This window comes from Streptomyces sp. B5E4 (assembly GCF_039871555.1).
Taxonomy (GTDB): Bacteria; Actinomycetota; Actinomycetes; order Streptomycetales; family Streptomycetaceae; genus Streptomyces.
In genome coordinates this window covers 161,563-185,294 of sequence record NZ_JBDPMI010000002.1, presented here as the reverse complement: position 1 = coordinate 185,294, position 23,732 = coordinate 161,563, and the positions used below count along the sequence as shown (strand labels likewise).

Genomic DNA, 23,732 nt, shown 5'->3' with positions numbered 1-23,732 from the left:
TGCACGGCTCACCCACACCCGAGACCACCATTTTGGGATGCCATGCAGTTGCGCGACCTGCCGCATACGGACCCCGGCGAACCCGACGTCCGATCCGGCCGCCACTTCCTCGTCTGGCTCGGCCGCATGCAGCTCGGCGGCCAGGTCGCCGCGCTGCTCTGGGGCCTGGTGTGGATGCTGCCCCTCGGCGCGATGCCGCTGGCCGTGGGCATGGCCGTGCAGGCGGTCGTGGACCGGAACGGCGGACGGCTGGCGGTCGCCGGCGCCCTGCTGATCGCCTTCGGCGCGCTGATGGCGCTGGGCGACAGCATGCTGCACCGTGCGGCGGTCACCAACTGGATCACGGCCGCCTCCCGGGTGCAGCAGTTGCTGGCCCGCAAGGCGGCCGGCCTGGGCTCGGTGCTCACCCGGCGGGTGGCGGCGGGCGAGGTGGTCGCGGTGAGCACGGGCGACGTGGAGAAGATCGGCTGGTTCGTCGAGTCGTTCTCGCGGTTCACCGCCGCGCTGGTGACCGCGCTCGCCGTCACCGCGGGCCTCGTCGTCTACGCGCCGGAGCTGGGCGTCATCGTCGCCCTCGCGCTGCCCGTCCTGGCGCTCGCGCCGCTGCCGCTGCTGCCGTACGCCACCCGCCGCGCCGACGACCAGCGGGCCAAGGCCGGCCGGGCGACCGAGCTGGCCGCGGACACCGTGGCGGGGCTGCGGGTGCTGCGCGGCATCGGCGGCGAGGAGCTGTTCCTCGACCGCTACCGGGAGGCGTCGCAGAAGGTGCGGACCGCGGCGGTGCGCAGCGCGCGGATGTGGGCGCTGATCTACGCCGTGCAGGTGGCGCTGCCGGGGGTGCTGCTGGTGGTCGTCGTCGGGCACGGGGTGGGGCTCGCCAGGAACGGGACGATCACGGTCGGCGAGCTGGTCACCGCCTACGGGGCCGTGACCTTCCTGCTCTTCCCGATGCACCACTTCGCCGAGCTGGCGATGGCGTACTCCTTCTCCCGGCCGTCCGCCAAGCGCGCCGCCCGCGTCCTCGGGCTCGCCCGCACCACGACCGGCGGCACCGGCACCGACCACGGCCCGCTCGGCGGCGAGATGCACGACCCGGCGACCGGGCTGCGCGCCCGCGCCGGGCGGCTGACCGCCGTGGTGTGCGGCGACCCCGACGCCGCGGGGCGGCTCGCCGACCGGCTCGGCGGGCACCCGGCGGAGCCGGGCGAGCTGCCGTCGGTGCGGCTCGGCGGCGTGGAGCTGGACGACGTGCCGCTGGCGGGGGCGCGGGCGGCGGTGCTCGTGCAGGACAAGGACCCGATGCTGCTGTCCGGGACGCTGGCCGACCTGCTGGACGTACCCGCGTCCGGATCGGTCAAGCCCGCCGCCGCGCTGGCCGCCGCGCAGTGCGGTGACGTGCTGACCGCGCTGGCGCAGGCGGCGGCGGAGTCGCCGGAGGGCGACGGGGCGCCGATGGGCGCGCCGATCACCGAGCGCGGCCGGTCGCTCTCCGGCGGCCAGCGCCAGCGGCTGGCGCTGGCGCGCTCGCTGGTGGCCGACCCGGAGGTGCTGGTGCTGGACGAGCCGACCTCGGCGGTCGACTCGCACACCGAGGCGCGTATCGCCGAGAGTCTGCGGGAGATCCGCGCTGGCCGTACGACGGTGGTGTTCACCTCCAGCCCGCTGCTGCTGGACCGGGCGGACACCGTGGTGTTCGTGCAGGACGGCGCCGTGGTGGCCGACGGCCCGCACCGCGAGCTGCTGCACGGGGACGTCGCGTACCGCGCCGTGGTCACCCGGGAGACGGACGACGAGAAGCAGGCGGCCGGCCGCGTACCGGAAGGCGGCGCCGCCGTACGCGACGAGGGCGGCGTGCCGCAGATGATGGAGGAGACCGCATGATCGGCGTGCGACCGCCCGACTACGACCCGGCCGCCCCCCGCACCGCGACCACCCTGCCGGTGGGCGCGCCGGCGACCGTGCGCGGCTACGTGGCGGAGCTGCTGCGCCGGCACCGGACGGCGTTCCTGCTGCTGATCGCCGTGAACGCGGTCGCCGTCATCGCCTCGATGGCCGGCCCGTACCTGCTGGGCGGTCTGGTCGAGGATCTGTCGGCGGGGGTCGAGGACCTTCATCTGACGCGCGCGGTGGTGCTCTTTTCGATCGCGCTGGCGCTCCACGCGTTCTTCATCCGGCTGGTGCGGCTGCGCGGCGCGATGCTGGGCGAGCGGATGCTCGCGGACCTGCGCGAGGACTTCCTCATCCGGTCCGTGGGCCTGCCCCCGGGGGTGCTGGAGCGGGCCGGGACCGGCGATCTGCTGTCCCGTATCACCACGGACATCGACCGGCTGGCGAACGCGATGCGCGAGGCCGTGCCGCAGTTGACGATCGCGGTGGTGTGGGTCGGGCTGGTGCTCGGCGGCATGGTGGTGATGGCGCCGCCGCTGGCGGTGGCGGTGGTGCTGGCCGCGCCGGTGCTGCTCGTGGGCTGCCGCTGGTACTTCAAGCGGGCGCCGAGCGCGTACCGCTCGGAGGCCGCGGGGTACGCCGCCGTGGCCGCGGCGCTCTCCGAGACGGTGGACGCCGGGCGCACGGTGGAGGCGCACCGGCTGGGCGCGCGGCGTATCGCGCTGTCGGACCGGCGGGTCAAGGAGTGGGTGGCGTGGGAGCGTTACACGCTCTACCTGCGCTGCATGTTCTTCCCCGTCTTCAACGCCACGCACATCGTGGTCGTCGGCTCGGTGCTGCTGATCGGCGGTGGCTTCGTCTTCCAGGGCTGGATGAGCGTCGGCGAGCTGACGACGGGCGCACTGCTGGCGCAGATGCTCACCGAGCCGGTGGGCATGATCCTGCGCTGGTACGACGAACTCCAGGTGGCCCAGGTGTCGCTGGCCCGGCTGGTGGGCGTACGGGACATCGAGGAGGAGCCCGGCGACGCGGACGTGCAGCCGGGCGGCCGGGACGTCCACGCCGACGAGGTCCGCTTCGGCTACCGCGCGGGGGCGGACGTGCTGCACGGGGTCTCGCTCCGGTTGCAGCCGGGCAGCCGGCTGGCGCTGGTCGGGCCCTCGGGCGCGGGCAAGTCGACGCTGGGGCGGCTGCTGGCGGGGATCTACTCGCCGCGGCGCGGCGAGATCCGGCTCGGCGGCGCGGAGCTGGCGCGGATGCCGGCCGAGCGGGTGCGCGAGCACGTGGCTCTGGTCAACCAGGAGCATCACGTCTTCGTCGGCTCGCTGCGCGACAACCTGCGCCTGGCCCGTACCGAGGCGAGCGACGCGGAGCTGTGGGCGGCGCTGGGCGCGGTCGACGCGGGCGAGTGGGCCCGGGCGCTGGACGACGGCCTGGACACGGAGGTCGGCTCGGGCGGCGCGGCCCTCACCCCGGCGCAGGCGCAGCAGATCGCGCTCGCCCGGCTGGTGCTGGCCGACCCGCACACGCTGGTCCTCGACGAGGCGACGTCGCTGCTCGACCCGCGGGCGGCGCGGCACCTGGAACGGTCGCTGGCGAAGGTCCTGGACGGCCGCACGGTCGTGGCCATCGCCCACCGCCTGCACACCGCGCACGACGCGGATGTGATCGCGGTGGTCGAGGAGGGCCGCATCAGCGAACTGGGCAGCCATGAGGAACTGGTGGCAGCCGACGGCGCCTACGCCGCCCTGTGGCGCTCCTGGCACGGCTGACGGGCCCGCCGGCCGGCCGACGGGACCGCCGCCCCGCGGCACGCCCCGCCCCCCTCGTCGCGCCCCGGCCGGGAATCCTTCCGTGCCCCCGGCCGGGGCGTCGTCAGCCGATGACGCCCATCGCGGTGAGGCCGCCCGCGGTGCCGGCCAGCATGAAGAACGGCATCAGTATCTTCAGCTCGATCCAGCTTCCGGCGCGAAAGCGCAGGAAGTCCGGCGGGCCGATGGGGTACCAGCGCCGGCGGCCCACCGGGATCGGCCACAGGACCGGGCAGCCGGAGACGGTGAGGGCGTCGCCGAGGTCGTGGACCAGGGCGCCGAGGACGATGGGCAGGCCCAGCCACAGGTACTCCTGGCCGGGTTCGGTGAAGAGCCAGCCGGAGCCGTTGCCCGGCTCGTCGAGGATGGCGGCGAGGATCCAGGCGCTGGCGGCGCCGAGGAGCCAGACGAGGACGTCGCTGGAGACCCGGGCGGCCCGCCACAGCAGGCCCTCGATGGCCAGCACCATGTGGACGAAGAGGATCCCGAGGACCGCCCACCGGCCGCCGAGGACCGCGAGCGCGGAGAACCCGGCGCCGATCAGGACCGCCCACAGCCAGGTGTGCGTCAGGGTGCGGTGGCCGCCGGAGCGGCGGGGGTCGCCGCGTTTCTTCGTCGCCTTGTAGACGCGGGCGGAGAGCTTGTCGATGACCCCGCAGAGGATGCGGGACAGCGGGCCGAAGGCGCGGGAGATGGTCGCGGACTTGTGGTCCAGGTCGGGCGCGAGGGCCGCGCCGGCGCAGATGAGGGCGCCGACGACGAGCACCGGCCAGGGCATCTCGTGGCCCGTCGCGGTGGCCGCCGCGCCCACCCCCAGCCACGCCGCCGCCCCCGAAAGCGAGTGCGCTGGACCCATCATGAAAAGCTCCCCCACCCCTGTCCGCCCGTGTGGTGAACGGCCGTTGGCCCCACAGGATCCGCCCGTCGGCGGCACAGCCTAGCGCGGGTGATCTTCACACGTACCGGGGGTTCACACTTCGGGGGCGGTGGAGGGCAGTATGGTCGGGTGACCCTTATCGATCAGATGCCGCCCACCGCCGACCCCGACGACCTCTACGAGGCGTTCTCCTCCTGGACCGAGGAGCGGGGCATCTCCCTCTATCCGGCGCAGGAAGAGGCTCTGATCGAGGTCGTCTCCGGCTCGAACCTGATCCTGTCCACCCCCACCGGCTCCGGGAAGTCGCTGGTCGCGGCCGGTGCGCACTTCGCGGCGCTGGCCCGGGACGAGGTCTCGTTCTACACCGCGCCGATCAAGGCGCTGGTGTCGGAGAAGTTCTTCGACCTGTGCAAGATCTTCGGCACGGAGAACGTCGGCATGCTCACCGGCGACGCCTCCGTCAACGCCGACGCGCCCGTCATCTGCTGCACCGCCGAGGTGCTGGCGTCCATCGCGCTGCGCGACGGCAGGGACGCCGACATCGGCCAGGTGGTGATGGACGAGTTCCACTTCTACGCCGAGCCGGACCGCGGCTGGGCGTGGCAGATCCCGCTGCTGGAGCTGCCGCAGGCGCAGTTCGTGCTGATGTCCGCGACGCTCGGCGACGTCTCCCGCTTCGAGGAGGACCTGGCCCGGCGCACCGGCCGGTCCACCTCGGTGGTCCGCTCGGCGACCCGGCCCGTCCCGCTGTCGTACGAGTACCGCACCACCCCGCTCACCGAGACGCTGACGGAACTGCTGGAGAACCGGCAGGCGCCGGTGTACATCGTGCACTTCACCCAGGCGCAGGCGGTGGAGCGGGCGCAGGCGCTGATGAGCATCAACATGTCTACCCGCGCCGAGAAGGACGAGATCGCCGCCCTCATCGGCAACTTCCGCTTCACCACCCGGTTCGGCAAGCAGCTCTCCCGCTACGTCCGGCACGGCATCGGCGTCCACCACGCCGGCATGCTGCCCAAGTACCGGCGGCTGGTGGAGAAGCTGGCGCAGGCCGGGCTGCTGAAGGTCATCTGCGGCACCGACACCCTCGGTGTCGGCGTCAACGTCCCCATCCGCACGGTGCTGTTCACCGCGCTGACCAAGTACGACGGCAGCCGGGTGCGCACCCTGCGGGCCCGCGAGTTCCACCAGATCGCCGGGCGGGCCGGGCGCGCCGGTTTCGACACCTCCGGGCTGGTGGTGGCCCAGGCGCCGGAGCACGTCGTGGAGAACGAGAAGGCACTCGCCAAGGCCGGCGACGATCCGAAGAAGCGCCGCAAGGTGGTGCGCAAGAAGCCGCCGGAGGGCTTCGTCAACTGGTCGCAGAACACCTTCGAAAAGCTCATCGCCGCCGATCCCGAACCGCTCACCTCCCGCTTCCGCGTCACCCACGCCATGCTGCTGTCCGTCATCGCCCGCCCGGGCAACGCCTTCACCGCCATGCGCCGGCTGCTGGAGGACAACCACGAGCCGCGCAAGAAGCAGCTCCGCCACATCCGCCGCGCCATCGCGATCTACCGCTCCCTCCTCGACGGCGGCGTGGTGGAGCAGCTCGACGAGCCGGACGCGCAGGGCCGCATCGTGCGGCTGACCGTCGACCTGCAGCAGGACTTCGCCCTGCAGCAGCCGCTGTCGACGTTCGCGCTGGCGTCGTTCGACCTCCTCGACCCCGAGTCCCCCTCCTACGCGCTCGACATGGTCTCCGTCGTGGAGTCCACCCTCGACGACCCCCGGCAGATCCTCGCCGCCCAGCAGAACAAGGCACGCGGCGAGGCGGTCGCGCAGATGAAGGCGGACGGCGTCGAGTACGAGGAGCGGATGGAGCGGCTGATGGACGTCAGCTACCCCAAGCCGCTGGAGGAGCTGCTGTCCCACGCCTACGGCCTCTACCGCAAGAGCCACCCGTGGGTCGGCGACCACCCCCTGTCCCCCAAGTCGGTCATCCGTGACATGTACGAACGGGCCATGACCTTCGGCGAGTTCGTCTCCTTCTACGAGCTGGCCCGCACCGAGGGCATCGTCCTGCGCTATCTGGCCAGCGCGTACAAGGCGCTGGACCACACCGTGCCGGACGAGCGGAAGTCCGAGGACTTCGAGGACATCGTCGCCTGGCTCGGCGAGATGGTCCGCCAGGTCGACTCCAGCCTGCTGGACGAGTGGGAGCAACTGGCCAACCCGGCGGAGGAGACCGCCGAGCAGGCCATGGAGCACGCCGACCAGGTGCGCCCGGTGACGGCCAACGCGCGCGCCTTCCGCGTCCTCGTACGCAACGCGCTCTTCCGCCGGGTGGAGCTGGCGGCGCTCGACGACGCGGACGAACTGGGCGCGCTGGACGAGGAGTCCGGCTGGGACGCGGAGCGCTGGGGTGAGGCGCTGGACGCGTACTGGGAGGAGTACGAGGACATCGGCACCGGGCCGGACGCCCGCGGGCCGCGGCTGCTGCGGATCGAGGAGGACCCCGAGCACGCCCTCTGGCGCGTCCGCCAGACCTTCGCCGACCCGGAGGGCGACCACGACTGGGGCATCTCCGCGGAGGTGGACCTCACCTCCTCCGACGCCGAGGCCCGCGCCGTCCTCCGCGTCACCGACGTCGGCCCTCTCGGCCAACCGGCCGGCTGACCTGCCGTCAGCACGGCAGGCCGGTGCGGCGCCGGCGGCCCCGGCGCAGCCAGGCGAGGCTGCCGCGGCGTGGTCGGGTGCGTCCGGCCGGGCGCGCGGGCGGGGCGCCGCCGGGAGGTGCCGGCGACGCCGGGCGCCGGGTCGCGGACGGCGCGGCGAGCGGGGTCGCGGACGAGATGGCGTACTCCGCCCGCGCGGCCTGGAGCTCCACCGTCAGGCCCAGCCGGTAGCCCAGGGCCTCCGCGTCGGACTCCGCCAGCAGCACGGTCTCCGCCGCCCGCCGTGCCGCCTCGCTGCCTCCGCGTACCGGGGCGACCAGCTCCGCCCGGTGCTCCACGACGCGCGCCCGCTCCCCGGCGTCGGGCACCTCCTCCGCCAGCTCCGCGTCGCTCAGCACCGCCGCATACGCGCCCGCCCGCTCCCACGGGTCCACCCGCTCCGACAGCAACTGCTCCACCCGCCGCTGCCGCCAGCCGCGGGCCCGGACGTCGGTGCCCTCGGCCAGCTCCACCCGCATCGCCGGCGGCAGCGGTCCGCGCAGCAGCCCCGGCTCCCGCTCCCCGAACCGCTCCACCTCCGTCGCGAGATAGAGCCAGACCACGACCCGATACCGGTTCACATAGAACCGCGCGGGCGCGAAGCACCCCGCGCGCGCCAGCCGCGTGAAGCGGATGGACGAGATGCCCAGCTCCTCCGCCCCCGCGACCGTCCCCACCAGCCGCAGCCGCTCACGCAGCGCAGCCGCCTCCCCGGCGCCCCCGGCGGCGCCCTCCGCCCGCAGCCGCGCCACCTCGGCCCGGGCCACCCGGCGCCGGCCGCCGGCCCGCTGCGGCGGCTCCGTCGGCACCAGCCCGAGCTGCACCGCCAGCTCCAACTCCCGCGGCAGCAGCCCCAGCTCCGCCGCCGCCCGGCCGAACGGCAGCGGCTCCGCCCGCTCGCCCGCCTCGCCGGCCGTCCGCGCACCCGTGCCCGCCTCAGTCCGTACCGCCATGACCGTCTCCCCCGTCGTCGCTCGAAAAGCTCCATCTCGGTTACTCTCAGTGACGAGAGTAGCGCGTCGCTCCCCGCCCCGCCTCCCCCTGTGGATAACGTGCTCGCATGGGCGAGAAGATGACCGACGAAGAGTGGCGCACCTTCGTCTCCGCAGGAACCCGCACCGGCAAGCTGGCCACCGTCCGCGCCGACGGCAGCCCCCACGTGGCCCCGATCTGGTTCGTGCTCGACGGCGACGACTTCGTCTTCAACACGGGCTCCGGCACCGTCAAGGGCCGCAACCTCGTGCGCGACGGCCGCGCCACTCTCTGCGTCGACGACGAGCGCTATCCGTACTCCTTCGCCGTGCTTTCCGGGCGCGCCCGGATCAGCGAGGACCTGGACGACATGCGCCACTGGGCCACGGTCATCGCCGGCCGCTACGTGGACAAGGAACTCGCCGAGACCTACGGCGCGCGCAACGCCGTTCCCGGCGAACTCCTCGTCCGCGTCGGGATCGACAAGGTGGTCTCCGAGGCCCGCGTCGCGGAATGACACCCGGCACCCCGGGCCCCGCTCACCCCACCGGCTCCGAGCCGACCGGGTCGAGCAGCCGGGCGGTGTGCACCCGCCCCGCGTACTCGACCAGCCTGATCAGCACCTCCTTCCCCGAGTCGCGGTCGCGGGCGTCGCACAGCACGACGGGAGTGCCCTGGTCGAGATCGAGGGCCCGGGCGACCTCGTGGGCCCCGAAACTGCGCGACTCGGGAAAGCAGTTCACCGCGACGATGAACGGGATGCTGCGGTGCTCGAAGTAGTCCACCGCCGGGAAGCAGTCCTGCAGCCTGCGCGTGTCGGCCAGCACCACCGCGCCCAGCGCGCCTGTGGCCAGCTCGTCCCAGAGGAACCAGAAGCGGTCCTGACCGGGCGTGCCGAACAGATAGACCGCGAGACCGGCGCGAATGGTGATCCTGCCGAAGTCCATCGCCACGGTGGTCGTGGTCTTCTCGTCCACGCCGCCCGTGTCGTCGACGGCGGTGCCGACCTCGCTCAACCGCTCCTCGGTGCGCAGCGGACGGATTTCGCTGACGGAGCCGACCAGGGTGGTCTTGCCCACCCCGAAGCCGCCGGCGATGAGGATCTTCAGCGCCAGCGCGTCGTCGACCCTGCGGTCAGAGGGCGCGGAGTCCATCGATCACTTCTCTCAGGATCATCTCGTCGGGAAGCTGCGCCGGCGGTACGGGCCTGCTGACCCGTACACAGCCGAGTTCGACCAGGTCGCCGAGAAGCACCCGTACCACCCCCACCGGCAGATCGGTCTCCGCCGCCAGTTCGGCGACGGACTGGGTCTCGATCCGGCAGAGGTCGATGAGCGCCCGGTGCTCGGGCCCGAGCGTCTCGGCCTCCTTCCCCGCGGCCTCCAGCGCCTCTTCCTCCAGGTCGATGAGCGCGATGAGGTCGAACCGCACGGTGGTCGTCACCGGCCGGGTCCGGCCGCCGGTCATCGCGTACGGGCGGACCAGCGGGCCGGCCTCGGCGTCGTACCAGTGACTGCCGTGGTGCGGAGGGGTGCCACTCATATCTTCAGTCATCACGTGTCACCGCCGTGCTCAGCCCGGATTCCGCGGCTTCGCTGCGGCCGTTCGCGGGGCGGTGTATAGGTGTTCGCCCACCCATGCGACCAGGCGGGCCATTTCGTACGCGACCAGGCCCATGTCCGCCGTCGCGGCGCTGAGGACGGCAAGACAGGAGCCGTCCCCGGCCGCGGCCACGAAGAGGAAGCCGTCGTCCATCTCGACCATCGTCTGCCGTACGCCGCCCGCGCGGAAGTGCCGCCCGGCGCCCTTGGCGAGGCTGTGGAAACCGGACGCGACCGCCGCCAGGTGCTCGGCGTCCTCGCGGGAGAGCGTTCTGGAGTTGCCGACCGCTAAGCCGTCGCTGGAGAGCACCACGGCATGGTGCACGTCGGCGACGCGCCTGACGAGGTCGTCCAGCAGCCAGCCGAGACCCCCGGATCTCTGCGTGTGCACGGTCTCCGGCTCGATCATGGGCGATCCCCTTCCCTCGACGTGTGCGCGCTCTCGTCCGGCCCCGGGCGCTCGCCGCCCGGTTCGCCGTCGTACGGGCGGCCCGCAGGCAGGCCGCCGCCGCGTAACCAGCCGCTGCGGTACGCGGCCATGCGGGCGCGCGCCTCTTCCGGCGTGCGCTCCCGTGGTGCGGACCGTCCCGCGGCGCCGGTCTCCCCGCGCGGTCCGGCATGCCCGTGCGGTCCGGCACCCCCGTCGCCGGTGTCCGCCACGTCGTCCGCGCCGTCCCCGGTGTCCGTGTCCCCGCCGGGGTCCGGCTCCAGCCGCAACTGCGGCGCCATACTGGCCTGTCGTACGCGTCTGGGCAGCTCCGTGACGTCCCCGGGCGACTGGACGGCAGCCGCCTCCTGCCCGGCACGCCCCGCGTACGTCCCGGCACCGCCGGCAGGCCCTCCGGACACCGCCGCCCCGCCCGGGTCCGCCCCCGCGCCGTCCCCGTCCGCCGTCCCGCCCACCGGATCCACACCGAGGGCCCGCAGCAGGACCACGTCCTCCCGCGACGCCAGCACCGGCCGCTCCCCCACCGGCCCGACGGCCGGACCGCCGGGCCCCGGCCCCGTGCTCCACGGCCCCGGCAGCGCCCGCCCGCCCCGCCGCTCCGGCAGCCCGTTCTCCGTGACCCGCGCCCCGTTCTCCGCACCACGCGCGCCGGCGCCGCCCCCGTCCGCCCCGTTCCGCACCGGCACCCCGGGCAGCGCCGCCATCCCGGAACCGCCGGGCCCGACGGACCCACCGGACCCGACGGACCCACCGGACCCCGCCGTCACCGGCCCGCCCGGGAACGGCCGCGCCGCCGCGCCCCGCGCTCCGGCCCCCGGGTCCACCGCCCCCGCCACCGCCGCCTCCAGCAGCGCCGTCGGCAGCAGCACCACCACCGTCGTCCCCCCGTACGCCGACTCCCGCAGGCTGACCTGGATCCCGTGCCGCGCCGCCAGCCGGCTCACGACGAACAGCCCCAGCCGGTCGCTGTCGAACAGGTCCAGCGCCTCCGACTGCCGGATCCGCCGGTTCGCCGCGGCCAGCGCCTCCTTGCCCATCCCCAGGCCGCGGTCCTCGACCTCGATCGCGTAGCCGTTGCCGACCTGCTCGCCGTACACCCGCACCTTGGTGTGCGGCGGTGAGAACTGCGCGGCGTTCTCGACCAGTTCCGCCAGCAGATGCGTCAGGTCGGCCACCGCCGCGCCCACCACGGCCACGTCCGACAGCGCCCGTACCTCCACGCGCGCGTAGTCCTCCACCTCCGAGACCGCTGCCCGCACCACGCTCTGCAGCGGCACCGGCATCCGCCACGCGCGGCCGGGGGCCGCCCCGGAGAGGATGATCAGGCTCTCGGCGTGCCGCCGCATGCGGGTGGTGAGGTGGTCGAGCCGGAAGAGGTCGTCCAGTTCCTCGGGGTCCTCGGCGCGCCGCTCCATGCTGTCCAGCAGGGCGAGTTGGCGGTGGACGAGCACCTGGCTGCGGCGGGCGAGGTTGACGAAGACCCCGGAGATGCCGTTCGCCAGCTCGGCCCGTTCGACGGCGGCGCGCAGGGCCGCCCGGTGCACGGTGGTCAGCGCCTCGCCGACCTGCGCCATCTCGTCGTCGCCCGGATCGCCCCGGGGGGCCTCGCCGGCGATGTCGATCTCCTGTCCCGCGCGCAGCCTGTGCATCGCGTGCGGCAGCTTGCGGCGGGCGAGTTCGAGCGCGGAGTTGCGCAGGCCGACGAGTTCGACGATCAGCCCGCGGCCTATCCGTACGGAGATGAGGAGCGCCGCGGCCACGGCGGCGAGGCCCAGGATGGCCGCGGCGCCGGAGGGGGTGAGCACGCCGTCGGTGAAGGGATCGGTGCGGTCGGCCTGCGCGGCGTGCTCCCGTCCGACGGCGCGGATGGCACCGGCCACGTCCTCGTACGGGCCGTCCCACGCCCGCGCGGGGGCGGCCTCGACGGCGGCGGTGCCGGAGTCCGCGGCGGCCACGGCCTCCTCCAGCTCGCCGAGGGTGCGGTACGCCTCGCTCTCGCCGGCCCGCCGCCACACCTCCGCCTCCTCGCCGCCGAGGTCGGCGGCGGAGCCGTCCTCCAGGACGGCGCGGGCGGAGGCGGCGTCGGCGAAGGCGCGGTGGTGCGCGGCGCTGAGCGACCCGCGCACCTGCCCGGCGGCCAGCAGCGCGTCCTCGCGCGCGAGCATCTCGCCGGCCCGGCCGAACTCCAGCAGCACCCGGGCCTCGGACGCCGCCTCGGCACCCTGGATGCCCGTGAGCGCGCCGGAGACGTCGAAGGCGCGATCGACGACCGCGGTGTACTTCCCGTACGTCCGGGACCAGTCCGTCGTCCGCGCCTCCACCTCGGTACGCAACCGGCCCAGCGACTCCGCGCCCGTGACGAAGCCGTCGAGCCGCCGGGTGACGTCCCCGGGCAGGCCGGCGCCCTCCGCGACGGTGTGGCTGCCGTCGAGCCGCAGCCGGTCGACGGCCCGGTCGGTGCGGACGGTCGCCGCGCCGAAGGCGCCGCGGCGGTCGCCGCCGGGGCCGGCGAGATAGCCGGCGGCGGCGCGCCGTTCGTCCTGGAGCGCCGCGACGGCGGCGGCGAGCGGCTGCCGCACCTCGGTCTCGACCTGTTCGAGCTGGCGCAGCCGGGTCACGTCCTGCGCGGTGCCCACGGTGGCGTAGCCCCAGAGCGCTATCAGGGAGACGACCGGCACGGTCAGCAGACAGATGACGCGCGCGCGTACGGTACGGGGCCCGAGCCGCCGGCGCCGCCCGCGGTACCCGAACGTCGGCGTCTTCTGTGCACCCCCGTCACTCGAACCTCCGGAGCCGGCCGATTCCCCGGCGTTCTGCGAGCCTGGCCCGGCCGGCGGATACGCCCGCTCCCAGGCGCTCGGCCCCGACGGCGGCCCGGGCTCGTCGGCGGGCGGACCCGCGTGCGCCCGCCGGCCCCGTACCGGCGCGGGCACCGGCGGCGCCGCCCCGCCCGCGCCGGGCCCCGCGGTTCGCTCGGCCGGGGTCGCGGACGGCGTACCGGACGGGCCGCTCGGCGGGGTGCTGTCCGGGGTTCGCATGGCCACCTCCTATCGGTTTGCGGGGACCGGCCCGCCCCGCGGGGTCCGTCCGGCCGGGGTGCGGGCGCGGCGCGGCTAGACGGGGCCGGGCGCTCGGGTCAGGCGCTGGGCGGAGACGGTGGCGGCACGCTCCGCGGCGGTCGGCGTGAGCGCGACGAACGCCGAGGTGAGGAAGAGGTACGAGCCGAGCCCTACGGTCAGCGGGAAGACGAACTGGGTGGCGGTGGCCCCGGCCAGGGCCTCGGGCGAGGGCATCACGGTCACGGACACGGCGGCCATCCCGGTGTAGTGCATGCTGGTCACCGCCGCCCCCATGACGAGGGAGGCGAGGGTCACGGCAAGCGGGGAGCGGATGGTGAGCGCGGCCCACAGCGCGGCGGTGGCCGTGGCGACCGCGATCAGTATGGAGAGCGCCACGGCCGGGAGGTCGTAGGAGATCGTCCCGTGCAGGCGTACGGCGGACATCCCGATGTAGTGCATGGCGGCGACGCCGAGCCCGGTGGCGAGGCCGGCGACCAGCAGGGCGGGGCCGCGGGCACGCCCGTAGCCCAGGGCGAAGGCGCCGGCTCCGGCGACGGCCATGGCGACCACGAGGCTGAGGACGGTGCGGGGGATGTCGTAGCGGATCTCGGTGCCGCTGACGCTGAAGCCCAGCATGGCGATGAAGTGCATCGTCCAGATGCCGGTCCCGAGGGCGGACGCGGCGGTGAGCAGCCAGTTGCGCCGGGAGCGGGCGGTGGGGGCCGCCAGCGCCTGGACGGTGCAGCGCAGCCCGAGCGCGGCGCCGATGCACGCCATCGCGTACGAGAGGACGGGTGTCAGCCACCCGTAGGCTGCGTGGTCGAGGTGTCCCATGTCTCAGGGACGCTAGTCCGGTTGGGGGCGCACGACCGGGGCGCATGCCAAACCTGACTGAATTTGACAGAGTCATGGCCTCGATCGATCGGGCAGCGCCTAAAGAGGCACACCCCTGGCACATTTGTTACGGCATGTGCCCCGCCGGCCGTAGGCCTCCGCAAGAGGGGCGCACGGTCAGCGGTCGAGCTCCTTGCGTGTCACCCTCTTGAGCCTGCGGCGCTGCCCGGGGTCGAGCGCCAGATAGGCGGCCACCGGCACACCGACGATCACCAGCACGGCGATCCAGAACGACGTCAGCCACCACAGCAGCAAGCCGACCGCTACCCCACCGGCCGCGACCTTCCCTCGATTCGACATCTTCTGCCTCCTACAGCGGCGGCACACCGCCCTCGACTGGGGAACGGCAGCGCCGCTCCCCCGGTTCCTTTATCCCATGACCGGAGCCGGAGGGCGTCATACATGTGGATGAGGGACCCATTACGGGACGGGCACCCTTTACGGGACGAGAGGTGTGCCCGCCCCGGGGGCAGGAAGGGTAGGCCGCTACCGGGGCGGGCAAGGGCGTGCGCCCCCTACGGGGCGGGCGGGGTGCGCAGCGGCTCGCCGACCTCGTGCATGTGCTCCAGCGCCAGCCGGTACGACTCGACCGCGCTGGTCTGCGCGTACGGCAGCCCGAGCGCCGCGCAGTGCGCGCGCACCAGCGGCTGGACGCGGCGCAGGCTGGGGCGGGGCATGTTGGGGAAGAGGTGGTGCTCGATCTGGTAGTTCAGGCCGCCCATCAGCCAGTCGGTGACGACCCCGCCGCGCACGTTGCGGGAAGTGAGCACCTGGCGGCGCAGGTGGCCCCAGTCGTCGTCGCCGGTCTCGGGCATCTCCATGCCCTTGTGGTTGGGCGCGAAGCACATCCCCAGGTGCAGGCCGAAGACCGCGTGCTGCACGAGCGCGAAGACCACCGCCTTGCCGGGCGACATGGCGGTCAGCAGCAGGGCGGCATAGCCGATCACGTGGGCGCCGAGGAGCAGCGCTTCGAGCCGCCGCTCGCCCTTGCCCTGCTGGCGCAGGTCCTGCCAGCTCGACACCTTCAGCGCGATGCCCTCAAGAAGCAGCATCGGGAAGAACAGGGCGGCCTGGTGGCGGGTGAGCCAGCGGGAGAAGCCCTCGCGCTGCGCGGCCTGGCGCTGGGTCCAGACCAGCGCGCCGACGCCGACGTCGGGGTCCTTGTCGATGTGGTTGGGGTTGGCGTGGTGGCGGTTGTGCTTGTCCGTCCACCAGTGGTAGCTCATGCCGATCAGCAGGTTGCCGTGGAAGAGCCCGAGAGCGCGGTTGGCCTTGCGGGTGCCGGCAATCTGCGCGTGGCCGGAGTCGTGGCCGATGAAGGCGGTACGGGTGGTGAAGACCGCGGCCGGCACCGCGAGGAAGAGGGTCCACCAGGTGTTGCCGAGGAGGTGTATGCCGACACCGGTGGCGGCGAGCGACAGCAGCGTGACCGCGATGCTGAACCCGTACCAGCCGCGCCGCCGGCGCAGCAGCCCGGCGGCCTTCACCTCCCGCAACAGGGGTGTGAACTCCGAACTCCTGGCGGTCGCCGACCCCTTGGCGGTCGACGTGACAGTGGCCTGCGGCATGGCGCCTCCGGTCTCTCAGTGCGAGGACCTCGACGCTACGGAACCGGACAGATCGGCGCGATGACGTCAGCACCCGGAACGCCCGGGTGCAATCCACCCGGCACAAGGTAGTGCCAGATACACCCCGTGCGGCCCCGCAAGTCGAAAAGTGAAGTTGATCACTCCGCGGCGCCGTCCGGGGCGGCGAGGCCTGAGGTACCCTCGACCGCCCGGTAGTCAAACTTGAGGAGTGCGTCCGTACGTGACCGCCCTTCCCCCGCTCTCCCGCTGCGCCGCCCTGTTCCTCCCCGCCGACCCGGCCCGTACGGGCCGTATGGCCTTCTGGCTCCCTGACGACGGCGGGGCCGCCGACCGGGAGGGCGACGCCGCCGCCTGCCCGCCCGACCACTCCCGCGGCACCCGCGCCCCGCTGACCGTCGCCGGCCCCGGTGGCGGCACCCGCGAGGTGCCGGCGCTGCTGCTGCCCGCTGCGGACGCGGTACCCGTACTCACCCGCGCCCGGGCGGCGCACGCCGCCGGCGCGGACGGCATGCACCCGGCCGCCGTGTTCTGGGGCACCGCCGCGCTGCTGGCGCTGCGCCTGGCCGCCCGCGGCAAGCTCCTGCCGGGGCTGAGCGAGGGCGCGTACGACGCCTGGCGCTGCGGGCCGCTGGGCGAGGACGACGTACGGAACCTGCGGGAGCTGGCGGCGGCGATGCCGCCGGAGGCACACGCGGCACCGCAGCCGCCGGACGGCGCCCAAGCCGGCCCCGTGCTCCTCCCCGACCCCGGGCACCTGCTCCGCGCCTTCCTCGACGCCGTCGCCGACGGCCTCCCCCGCTCCCCCGCCGCCGTCCTGGCCGCCGGCGGCCGGGCCTTCGCCGCGCCCGAGCCGCGGCACGTCCCCGAGCAGCGCGCCTGGGCCGACGACGTCGCCGCCGGGCACGACGCGGGCGTACGGGTCTCGCTCCGCGTCGACATGGACACCACCGGCGCCCGCCCCGCGTTCCGCGCCGTCGTCCAGCTGCACGGCACCGCCGACCCCACCCTCCTCGCCGACGCCGCCGACGTGTGGGCCGGCACGGCAGCCCACTTCGGCCCCGGCGCCCGTATGCAGGCCCTGCTCACCCTGCGCCGCGCCGCCCACGCCTGGGACGCGCTCACCCCGCTGCTTTCTGCCGCCGTCCCCGACGCCGTCGACCTCGGCGACGACGACCTCGCCGCGCTTCTCGGCCCCGGCGCCCGCGGCCTTGCGGCCGCCGGCGTCGAGATCCACTGGCCCCGCGACCTGACCCGCCACCTCACCGCCCGCGCCGTGGTCGGCCCCGCCGACGACCCGGACGGCCGCCGTCCGGGACCGTCCTACCTCTCCGCCGACGCCCTCGTCGCGTTCGGCTGGCGCTACGCGGTCGGCGACGTGGAGCTGACCCGCGCCGAGCTGGACCGGCTCGCCGAGGCCGCCCGCCCGGTGGTGCGGCTGCGCGACAGCTGGGTGCTGGTCGACCCCGAGTCCGTACGCCGCGCGCTGGACCGCAAGGACGCCGACCTGACCCCCGTCGACGCCCTCGGCGCGGCGCTCACCGGTGAGATCGACGACCCGGCCGTGCCCGGCGGGCGCGTCGAGGTCGCCGCGAGCGGCTGGCTCGACACGCTGCGCCGGCGCATCGCGGACCCCGAGGAGCAGAGCGAGCCGACCGCCCCGCCCGCGGCCCTCGCCGCGACCCTGCGCGACTACCAGTTGCGCGGGCTCGGCTGGCTGCGCCGGATGACCTCCCTCGGCCTCGGCGGCTGCCTGGCCGACGACATGGGCCTGGGCAAGACCATCACGCTCATCTCCCTGCACCTCGACCGGCAGGAGCAGAAGGAGACCGCGGGCCCGACGCTGGTGGTCTGCCCGGCGTCGCTGCTCGGCAACTGGCAACGCGAGATCGAGCGCTTCGCGCCCGGCACGCCCGTACGCCGCTTCCACGGCGGCGGACGGTCGCTGGAGGGGCTGGCGGACGGCGAGTTCGTGCTCACGACGTACGGGACGATGCGGCTCGACGCCGGGCGGCTGGCGGAGGCGGGCTGGTCGCTCGTCGTCGCCGACGAGGCGCAGCACGTCAAGAACCCGTTCTCCGCGACCGCGAAGGCGCTGCGCACCCTCCCGTCCCGGGCACGGGTCGCGCTGACCGGCACGCCGGTGGAGAACAACCTCTCCGAGCTGTGGGCGATCCTCGACTGGACGACGCCGGGACTGCTGGGCCCGCTGAAGAGGTTCCGCACGCGCTACGCGGACGCCGCGGAATCGGGCGCGGATGCCGATGCCGCCGAGCGGCTGGCCCGGCTCGTACGCCCCTTCCTGCTGCGCCGCCGCAAGTCCGACCCCGGCATCGCACCGGAGCTGCCCCGCAAGACCGAGACCGACCGGGCGGTGGCGCTGACGGCAGAACAGGCCGGGCTGTACGAGGCGGTGGTGCGCGAGACCCTCGCGGCGATCGCCGAGGCGGACGCGATGGCCAGACGCGGGCTGATCCTGAAGCTGATGACCGCGCTGAAGCAGATCTGCAACCACCCGGCGCAGTATCTGAAGGAGGACGCACCGCGCATCCCCGGCCGCTCGGGGAAGCTCGAACTCCTCGACGAGCTCCTGGAGGTGATCCTCGCCGAGGGCGGGAGCGCGCTGGTCTTCACCCAGTACGTACAGATGGCCCGGCTGCTCCGGACCCATCTCGCGGCCCGCGGCGTCCCCGCCCAACTGCTGCACGGCGGCACGCCGGTGCCGGAGCGCGAGGAACTGGTGCGGCGCTTCCAGGACGGCGAGGTGCCGGTCTTCCTGCTCTCGCTGAAGGCCGCCGGCACGGGCCTGAACCTCACCCGCGCCGGCCACGTCGTGCACTACGACCGCTGGTGGAACCCCGCAGTCGAGGCGCAGGCCACCGACCGCGCGTACCGCATCGGGCAGACGCAGCCCGTGCAGGTCCACCGGCTGGTCGCCGAGGGCACGATCGAGGACCGCATCGCACAGATGCTGCAGCACAAGCAGGGCCTCGCGGACGCCGTCCTCGGCGGCGGCGGGGAGGCGGCGATCACCGAACTGTCCGACGGGCAACTGGCGGAGCTGGTCCGGCTGGCCGGGCCGCGAGGGGGCGAGTGATGACGGAGCAGGAGGAGCTGACCTTCGAGGCGCTGCCGCCGAGCCAGGGCCGCGGGTTCGCCCGTACGTGGTGGGGGCTGGCCTGGCAGAAGGCGCTGGAGGACACGGTGCTGGACGGCACGCTGCTTCGCCGCGGACGCAGGCACGCGCGCGCGGGCGCGGTGGGCGCGGTCGCGGTGCGGCCGGGGCGGCTCACGGCGCGGGTGCTGGGCGCGGACCGTACGCCGTACCGCACCGACGTGCTGGTGCAGCAGCTCGACGACGCCGACTGGGAGCGGCTGCTGGACACGATCGCCGACCGGGCCGGTCACATCGCGGCGCTGCTCGACCGGGACATGCCGCCGGAGCTGGACGAGGACGCGGCGGCGGCCGGGGTGTCGCTGCTGCCGGGGATCGGCGACCTGCAGCCGGAGTGCGGGTGCGGCGAGTGGGACCACTGCGAGCACACGGCGGCGCTGAGTTATCTGGTGGCGCGGCTGCTGGACGCGGACCCGTTCGTGCTGCTGCTGATGCGGGGGCGTGGCGAGGCGAGGCTGCTGGCGGATCTGCAGGAGCGGAGCGCGGCGCGGGCGGAGCCGGAGGCGGGTCCCGCGGTGGCCGCGGGCGTACGGGCGGACGAGGCGTACGCGAAGGCGCCGCCCCCGCTGCCGCCCCCTCCGGAACCGGTCGCGGAGGCGGGCACGCCCCCGGTGCTCACCGGCGGCGCGGAACCGGCGGCGGGGCTGGACGTGGCGGCGCTGGAATTCCTGGTCGCGGACACGGCGGTACGGGCCCGGCGGCTGCTGGCCGACGCCCTGGCACCGGACCACGCGGAAGCTCCGCTGCCGGGGGAGCTGACGGTGGCGCAGGACGCGGTACGGATGGCGGCGACGGCGAAGTCCGCGGGCCCGGGCGGCGCTACGTACGCCGGCGCGGGCGGCGCGGCGGCGCGGATCGCCGTCCGGCTGGCGGGCGGCAGCGGTCGCGACCGGGCCGGGATGGAGCGTGCGGTACGGGCCTGGCGCCACGGCGGCGCCGCGGGCCTCGCGGTGCTGGAGGACGACTGGACCCCGGACCCGGCGGCCCTGGCCCGCGCGACGGACCAGTTGGCCGCCGCCTGGGACCCGGACACCCGCCCCCACCTCCGCGCCACGGGCACCCGCTGGACGGCGGTGGGCCGCGGCGCCCAACTCCGTTTCGGCCCCGACGGCCGCTGGTGGCCGTACCGCAAAGAGGGCACCACCTGGACCCCGGCGGGCCCCCCGGCCCCGGACCCGGCGGCGGCCCTGGCAACGGTCCTGGAGGACGCCTGACCTCGCCGCAGGCGGGCCTCGCCGCCGCCTGCGGCGTGCGTCGTAAGGCGCGCCCCGGTCCGCAGGGCCGTGGGCCCGCCGCCCGGCGTCGCCCTACCGCCGACTGGTCACGTACCCGCGGCACGCCCCCCGCTCGCCTCCGCCAGGACCTCCAGGACCGGCGCCCGCGCCGTGTTGGGGTTGCTGTCCGTCCAGGCGGCCACCAGGTCCAGGAGCGGGGATCCCACGAGGCGACGGAACGCCACCCCCGGCCGGGCGAGGCTCCGTTGCGAGGCAGGTACCAGGGAGACGCCCGTGCCGGCCGCCACCAGGGCTGTGATCGTCTGCATCATCACCGCCTCCTGCGCCACTTCGGGCGGCGGTCCGCCGTCGCCGCGGCAGTAGTCGGTGATGAGGTCGTACATCCACGCGCCCTTGGACCGCGGGAACCGGACGAAGGGCTCGCCCCGCAGGTCCGCGGCCGTGAGGCGGGGCAGCCGGGCGAGGCGGTGGTCCGCGGGGAGCGCCGCGACCAGCGGTTCCCGGGTGAGCAGCCGGGTGCGCAGGCCCGCGGGGAGCGGCGACGGCGGACGGAGGAGACCGAGGTCCAGCTCACCGCGGGCGAGGGCGGCCACCTGCTCGGCGCTCGTCAGCTCGCGCAGCGTGACGTCCAGGCCGGGGCACCGCGCCCGCAGCGCGGGCATCGCGCGCGGCAGCAGTTCGTCGGTCGCCGAACCGACGAACCCCAGCGCGAGCCGTCCGAGTTCGCCGGCCGCCGTGCGCCGCGCCACGCGGGCCGCGTGTGCGGCGCGGGCCACCGCCTCCCGCGCCTCCGGCAGGAACGCGGCTCCCGCCGGACTCAGCGCGACCCGGCGGCGGTTGCGGGTCAGCAACTCCACTCCGAGGTCCGTCTCCAGCTTCCGGATCTGCTGGGAGAGCGCGGGCTGGGCGATTCCCAGCCGAGCCGCCGCCCGCCCGAAGTGCAACTCCTCGGCGACGGCGACGAAATACCGCAGTTGGCGCAACTCCATGACCTCAAGTTATAAGCATCGTCAATCAATTGACAGACAGAGATAGATTGTTCGTCTCACGGGCTCCGCCTACGGTCACCGGCATGCGGAGACGACACTTCCTCAGCACCGGCGCCGCCGCCGGCCTCACCGCCACGGCCGCGGCTCGCCCCACCGCCGCCGCGGCGAGCACCCGTGCAGCCGCCACGGACCGGACGGCAGCCGTCCTCGGATACGACGACGGCCTCGCCCGCCGGGACTTCACGACCCGGGGCGCCGACGGCCTCCGTCTCTTCGTCCGCGAGGTCACCACCCCTGGCCGAAAACCACGCGGCGCGCCGCTGCTCCTCGTGCACGGCGCCCGGCCCGACGGCACGTCCGCGTTCGACCTGCCCGTGCCCGGCGGCTCACTCGCCGCCGACCTCGTACGGGCCACCGACCGCCCCGTCTACGTCATGGACCTGCGCGGCTTCGGCCGCTCCGGCCTGCCGCCCGGCATGCGCACCCCCGTCGCCGACGCCGAGGCACAGGTCCGCTCCGACGAGGCCGTCGCCGACATCGGCACCGTCGTCGCCTTCCTCCGCCGCCGCTACCCCTCCCGGCGACTCGCCGCCCTCGGCTGGGCGACCGGCGGGCACTGGCTGGGGATGTACGCGGCGCTGCACACCGGCCGGATCACCGACCTCATCGTGCTCAACACCCTCTACTCGGGCGCAAGTGACTGGCCGCTGCAGGGCGAGTTGGCGGACCCCGGCCGCCCCGGCGAGCCGCTTCCCCAGCCCGGCTGGCGGGCGGTCACCGCCGACTCGCTGACCGCCCGCTGGGACGCGGGCCTGCCTGCCGGCCAGGACCCCGACGTCCGCCGCGACCCGGCAGTACGGGCCGCGTACCGGGAGGCCGCCCTGCGCCACGGCCCGCCGGGCGGCACCCCCGCGCTGCCGGCCGGCGGGCCCGCCCCGCCGAGCTTCCGCAACCCGACCGGGCCGCTCGTCGACGCCTTCTACCTCGCGCAGGCGCGGCAGTTCTACGACGCCGGGCTCATCCGCGCGCGGACACTCGTACTCCGCGGCGAGGGCGACTTCTGGTCCCGGCCCGAGGACGCCGAACTGCTCGGCCGGCACCTCTCCCGCGCCGCGGAGGCCCGGGTGCGTACCCTGCCCGGCGCGTCCCACTACCTCCACCTTGAGCGCCCCGCCTTCGGCCGCGACCGGCTCCTGGCGGAGGTACGGGACTTCCTCGCCGGCTGACGCCCGCGCCGGCCGGGCCTTTGCGAGGGCGCCGGTTCAGGCCGCGCGCGGGATCGGCTGTGGCGGGGGCGGGCCCACGTAACGGGCCGCCGGGCGGATGATCTTGGGGTCCTCCGCCTGTTCCAGGACGTTCGCGCTCCAGCCCACCACCCGCGCCGCCGCGAACGTCGGCGTGAACATGTCCCGCGGCAGCCCGCACTGCTCCATCACCACGCCCGCGTAGAACTCCACGTTGGTGTGCAACTCCCGCCCCGGCTTCAGCTCCGCGAGTATCTCCACCACCCGCCGCTCGACCTCCACCGCGAACTCCGCCAGCGGCCCGCCGAACGACTCCGCGAACCCCCGCAGCAGCCGCGAGCGCGGGTCCTCCGTGCGGTAGACCGCGTGGCCGAAGCCCATGATCCGCTCGCCCGCCAGCACCCGTTCGCGGATCCACGGGTCGATGCGGTCCGGCGTGCCGATGGCGTCGAGCGCGTCCAGGGCGCGGCTCGGCGCACCGCCGTGCAGCGGCCCCGACAGCGCGCCGATCGCGCCGACCAGGCACGCCGCCAGGTCGGCGCCGGTGGACGCGATCGTACGGGCGGTGAAGGTCGAGGCGTTGAAGCCGTGGTCGACGGTGGAGATCAGGTACGCCTCGATCGCCCGCGCGCGGGCGGGGTCGGGCTCCTCGCCGGTGAGCATGTACAGGTAGTTGGCCGCGTACGGCAGGTCGTCGCGCGGCTCGACCGGCTCCTGCCCCTGCCCGATGCGGTGCAGCGCGGTCAGCAGCGTGGGCACCATCGCGCACGCGGCGAGCGCGTTCTCGCGGCGCTGCGCCGGTGTCAGGTCGTACAGCGGCCGGAAGTCCGCCGCCGCGCCCGCCTGGGAGAGCGCGGTGCGCAGCCCGGCGAGCGGACCCGCGAGCACGCTGGAGCGGGCGATGCCCGGCAGCGCGTCGCGCAGGTCGGCCGGCAGGTGGCGCAGCGCGGCGGTGCGCGCGGTGAAGGCGGCACGCTGCGCGGCGTCCGGCAACTCGCCCTCGAACATCAGGTGCCAGACGTCCTCGAAGGTGCGCTCGCGGGCGAGATCCACCGCGGAGTACTGGCGGTAGTGGTAAAAGCCCTCGCGTCCGCGTACGTCGCCCAGCCGGGTCTCGGTGACGACGACGCCGCTGAGACCCCGCGGGGCGGGGGCCGGGGCGTCGGCCCGGGGTGTGGCCATGACGGTCTTCCTCTCTCCTCTATTGATTCGACTGTCCACCCTTGATTCAATGGATGTCAATCTTGATTCGATCAAT

At 74.7% G+C, this 23,732-nt stretch carries 18 protein-coding genes; 7 read left to right on the top strand and 11 right to left on the bottom strand.

Annotation, left to right across the window (positions count from 1 at the left end):
• Positions 1–42 precede the first annotated feature (42 nt).
• Both ABGA99_RS03395 and ABGA99_RS03390 read left to right on the top strand, forming a co-directional pair.
• Positions 43–1,881, top strand: coding sequence for an ABC transporter ATP-binding protein (locus ABGA99_RS03395; protein ID WP_347576899.1), 1,839 nt, complete (start codon positions 43–45; stop codon positions 1,879–1,881).
• A complete protein-coding gene (locus ABGA99_RS03390; RefSeq protein ID WP_347576898.1) occupies positions 1,878–3,659 on the top strand; it encodes an ABC transporter ATP-binding protein in 1,782 nt (593 codons plus the stop codon). The genes ABGA99_RS03395 and ABGA99_RS03390 overlap by 4 nt, the downstream gene beginning before the upstream one ends.
• Positions 3,660–3,762: 103 nt before the next feature.
• Here the strand turns inward: ABGA99_RS03390 and ABGA99_RS03385 are convergent, their stop codons facing one another.
• A complete protein-coding gene (locus tag ABGA99_RS03385) occupies positions 3,763–4,557 on the bottom strand; it encodes a metal-dependent hydrolase (RefSeq protein WP_347576897.1) in 795 nt (264 codons plus the stop codon).
• Between the two features lie 147 nt (positions 4,558–4,704).
• Here ABGA99_RS03385 and ABGA99_RS03380 point away from each other — a divergent pair, with 147 nt between their 5' ends.
• Positions 4,705–7,233, top strand: a complete 2,529-nt coding sequence (locus ABGA99_RS03380; protein WP_347576896.1) for a DUF3516 domain-containing protein — start codon at positions 4,705–4,707, stop codon at positions 7,231–7,233.
• A gap of 7 nt (positions 7,234–7,240) precedes the next feature.
• Here the strand turns inward: ABGA99_RS03380 and ABGA99_RS03375 are convergent, their stop codons facing one another.
• Positions 7,241–8,224 carry a DUF6397 family protein gene (locus ABGA99_RS03375; protein ID WP_347576895.1) on the bottom strand — a complete coding sequence of 328 codons (984 nt, stop codon included), beginning with the start codon at positions 8,222–8,224 and terminating at the stop codon, positions 7,241–7,243.
• Between the two features lie 107 nt (positions 8,225–8,331).
• Here ABGA99_RS03375 and ABGA99_RS03370 point away from each other — a divergent pair, with 107 nt between their 5' ends.
• A complete protein-coding gene (locus ABGA99_RS03370; protein WP_347576894.1) occupies positions 8,332–8,760 on the top strand; it encodes a PPOX class F420-dependent oxidoreductase in 429 nt (142 codons plus the stop codon).
• Positions 8,761–8,782: 22 nt separating this feature from the next.
• Here the strand turns inward: ABGA99_RS03370 and ABGA99_RS03365 are convergent, their stop codons facing one another.
• The 7 genes from ABGA99_RS03365 to ABGA99_RS03335 all read right to left on the bottom strand — a co-directional run bounded on the left by ABGA99_RS03365 (position 8,783) and on the right by ABGA99_RS03335 (position 15,813).
• Positions 8,783–9,397 (bottom strand): ATP/GTP-binding protein, encoded by a 615-nt coding sequence (locus ABGA99_RS03365; RefSeq protein WP_347576893.1) that lies wholly within the window; start codon positions 9,395–9,397, stop codon positions 8,783–8,785.
• Positions 9,378–9,797 carry a DUF742 domain-containing protein gene (locus tag ABGA99_RS03360; protein WP_347576892.1) on the bottom strand — a complete coding sequence of 140 codons (420 nt, stop codon included), beginning with the start codon at positions 9,795–9,797 and terminating at the stop codon, positions 9,378–9,380. Before ABGA99_RS03360 ends, ABGA99_RS03365 begins: the two co-directional genes overlap by 20 nt.
• Before the next feature lie 18 nt (positions 9,798–9,815).
• Entirely contained in the window at positions 9,816–10,253 is a 438-nt protein-coding gene (locus ABGA99_RS03355; RefSeq protein ID WP_347582127.1) for a roadblock/LC7 domain-containing protein, read from the bottom strand.
• Entirely contained in the window at positions 10,250–13,330 is a 3,081-nt protein-coding gene (locus tag ABGA99_RS03350; protein WP_347582126.1) for an ATP-binding protein, read from the bottom strand. Before ABGA99_RS03350 ends, ABGA99_RS03355 begins: the two co-directional genes overlap by 4 nt.
• Before the next feature lie 75 nt (positions 13,331–13,405).
• A complete protein-coding gene (locus tag ABGA99_RS03345; protein ID WP_347576889.1) occupies positions 13,406–14,185 on the bottom strand; it encodes an MHYT domain-containing protein in 780 nt (259 codons plus the stop codon).
• Positions 14,186–14,362: 177 nt separating this feature from the next.
• On the bottom strand, positions 14,363–14,545 hold the full coding sequence (locus ABGA99_RS03340) for a hypothetical protein (RefSeq protein WP_101425701.1): 183 nt from the start codon (positions 14,543–14,545) through the stop codon (positions 14,363–14,365).
• 215 nt (positions 14,546–14,760) lie between these two features.
• A complete protein-coding gene (locus ABGA99_RS03335) occupies positions 14,761–15,813 on the bottom strand; it encodes an acyl-CoA desaturase (RefSeq protein WP_347582125.1) in 1,053 nt (350 codons plus the stop codon).
• 241 nt (positions 15,814–16,054) lie between these two features.
• Between ABGA99_RS03335 and ABGA99_RS03330 the strand changes: the two genes are divergently transcribed.
• Both ABGA99_RS03330 and ABGA99_RS03325 read left to right on the top strand, forming a co-directional pair.
• Positions 16,055–18,928, top strand: coding sequence for a DEAD/DEAH box helicase (locus ABGA99_RS03330; protein WP_347582124.1), 2,874 nt, complete (start codon positions 16,055–16,057; stop codon positions 18,926–18,928).
• Positions 18,928–20,220, top strand: a complete 1,293-nt coding sequence (locus ABGA99_RS03325; RefSeq protein WP_347582123.1) for an SWF or SNF family helicase — start codon at positions 18,928–18,930, stop codon at positions 20,218–20,220. Before ABGA99_RS03330 ends, ABGA99_RS03325 begins: the two co-directional genes overlap by 1 nt.
• 107 nt (positions 20,221–20,327) lie before the next feature.
• On the opposite strand, the gene ABGA99_RS03320 is transcribed toward ABGA99_RS03325, so the two are convergent.
• Complete coding sequence (locus ABGA99_RS03320) at positions 20,328–21,230, bottom strand: LysR family transcriptional regulator (RefSeq protein ID WP_347582122.1); 903 nt, start codon at positions 21,228–21,230, stop codon at positions 20,328–20,330.
• A gap of 83 nt (positions 21,231–21,313) precedes the next feature.
• Here ABGA99_RS03320 and ABGA99_RS03315 point away from each other — a divergent pair, with 83 nt between their 5' ends.
• Complete coding sequence (locus ABGA99_RS03315; RefSeq protein WP_347576884.1) at positions 21,314–22,456, top strand: alpha/beta fold hydrolase; 1,143 nt, start codon at positions 21,314–21,316, stop codon at positions 22,454–22,456.
• Between the two features lie 36 nt (positions 22,457–22,492).
• Here the strand turns inward: ABGA99_RS03315 and ABGA99_RS03310 are convergent, their stop codons facing one another.
• A complete protein-coding gene (locus ABGA99_RS03310; protein WP_347582121.1) occupies positions 22,493–23,656 on the bottom strand; it encodes a citrate synthase/methylcitrate synthase in 1,164 nt (387 codons plus the stop codon).
• Between the last annotated feature and the right edge of the window lie 76 nt (positions 23,657–23,732).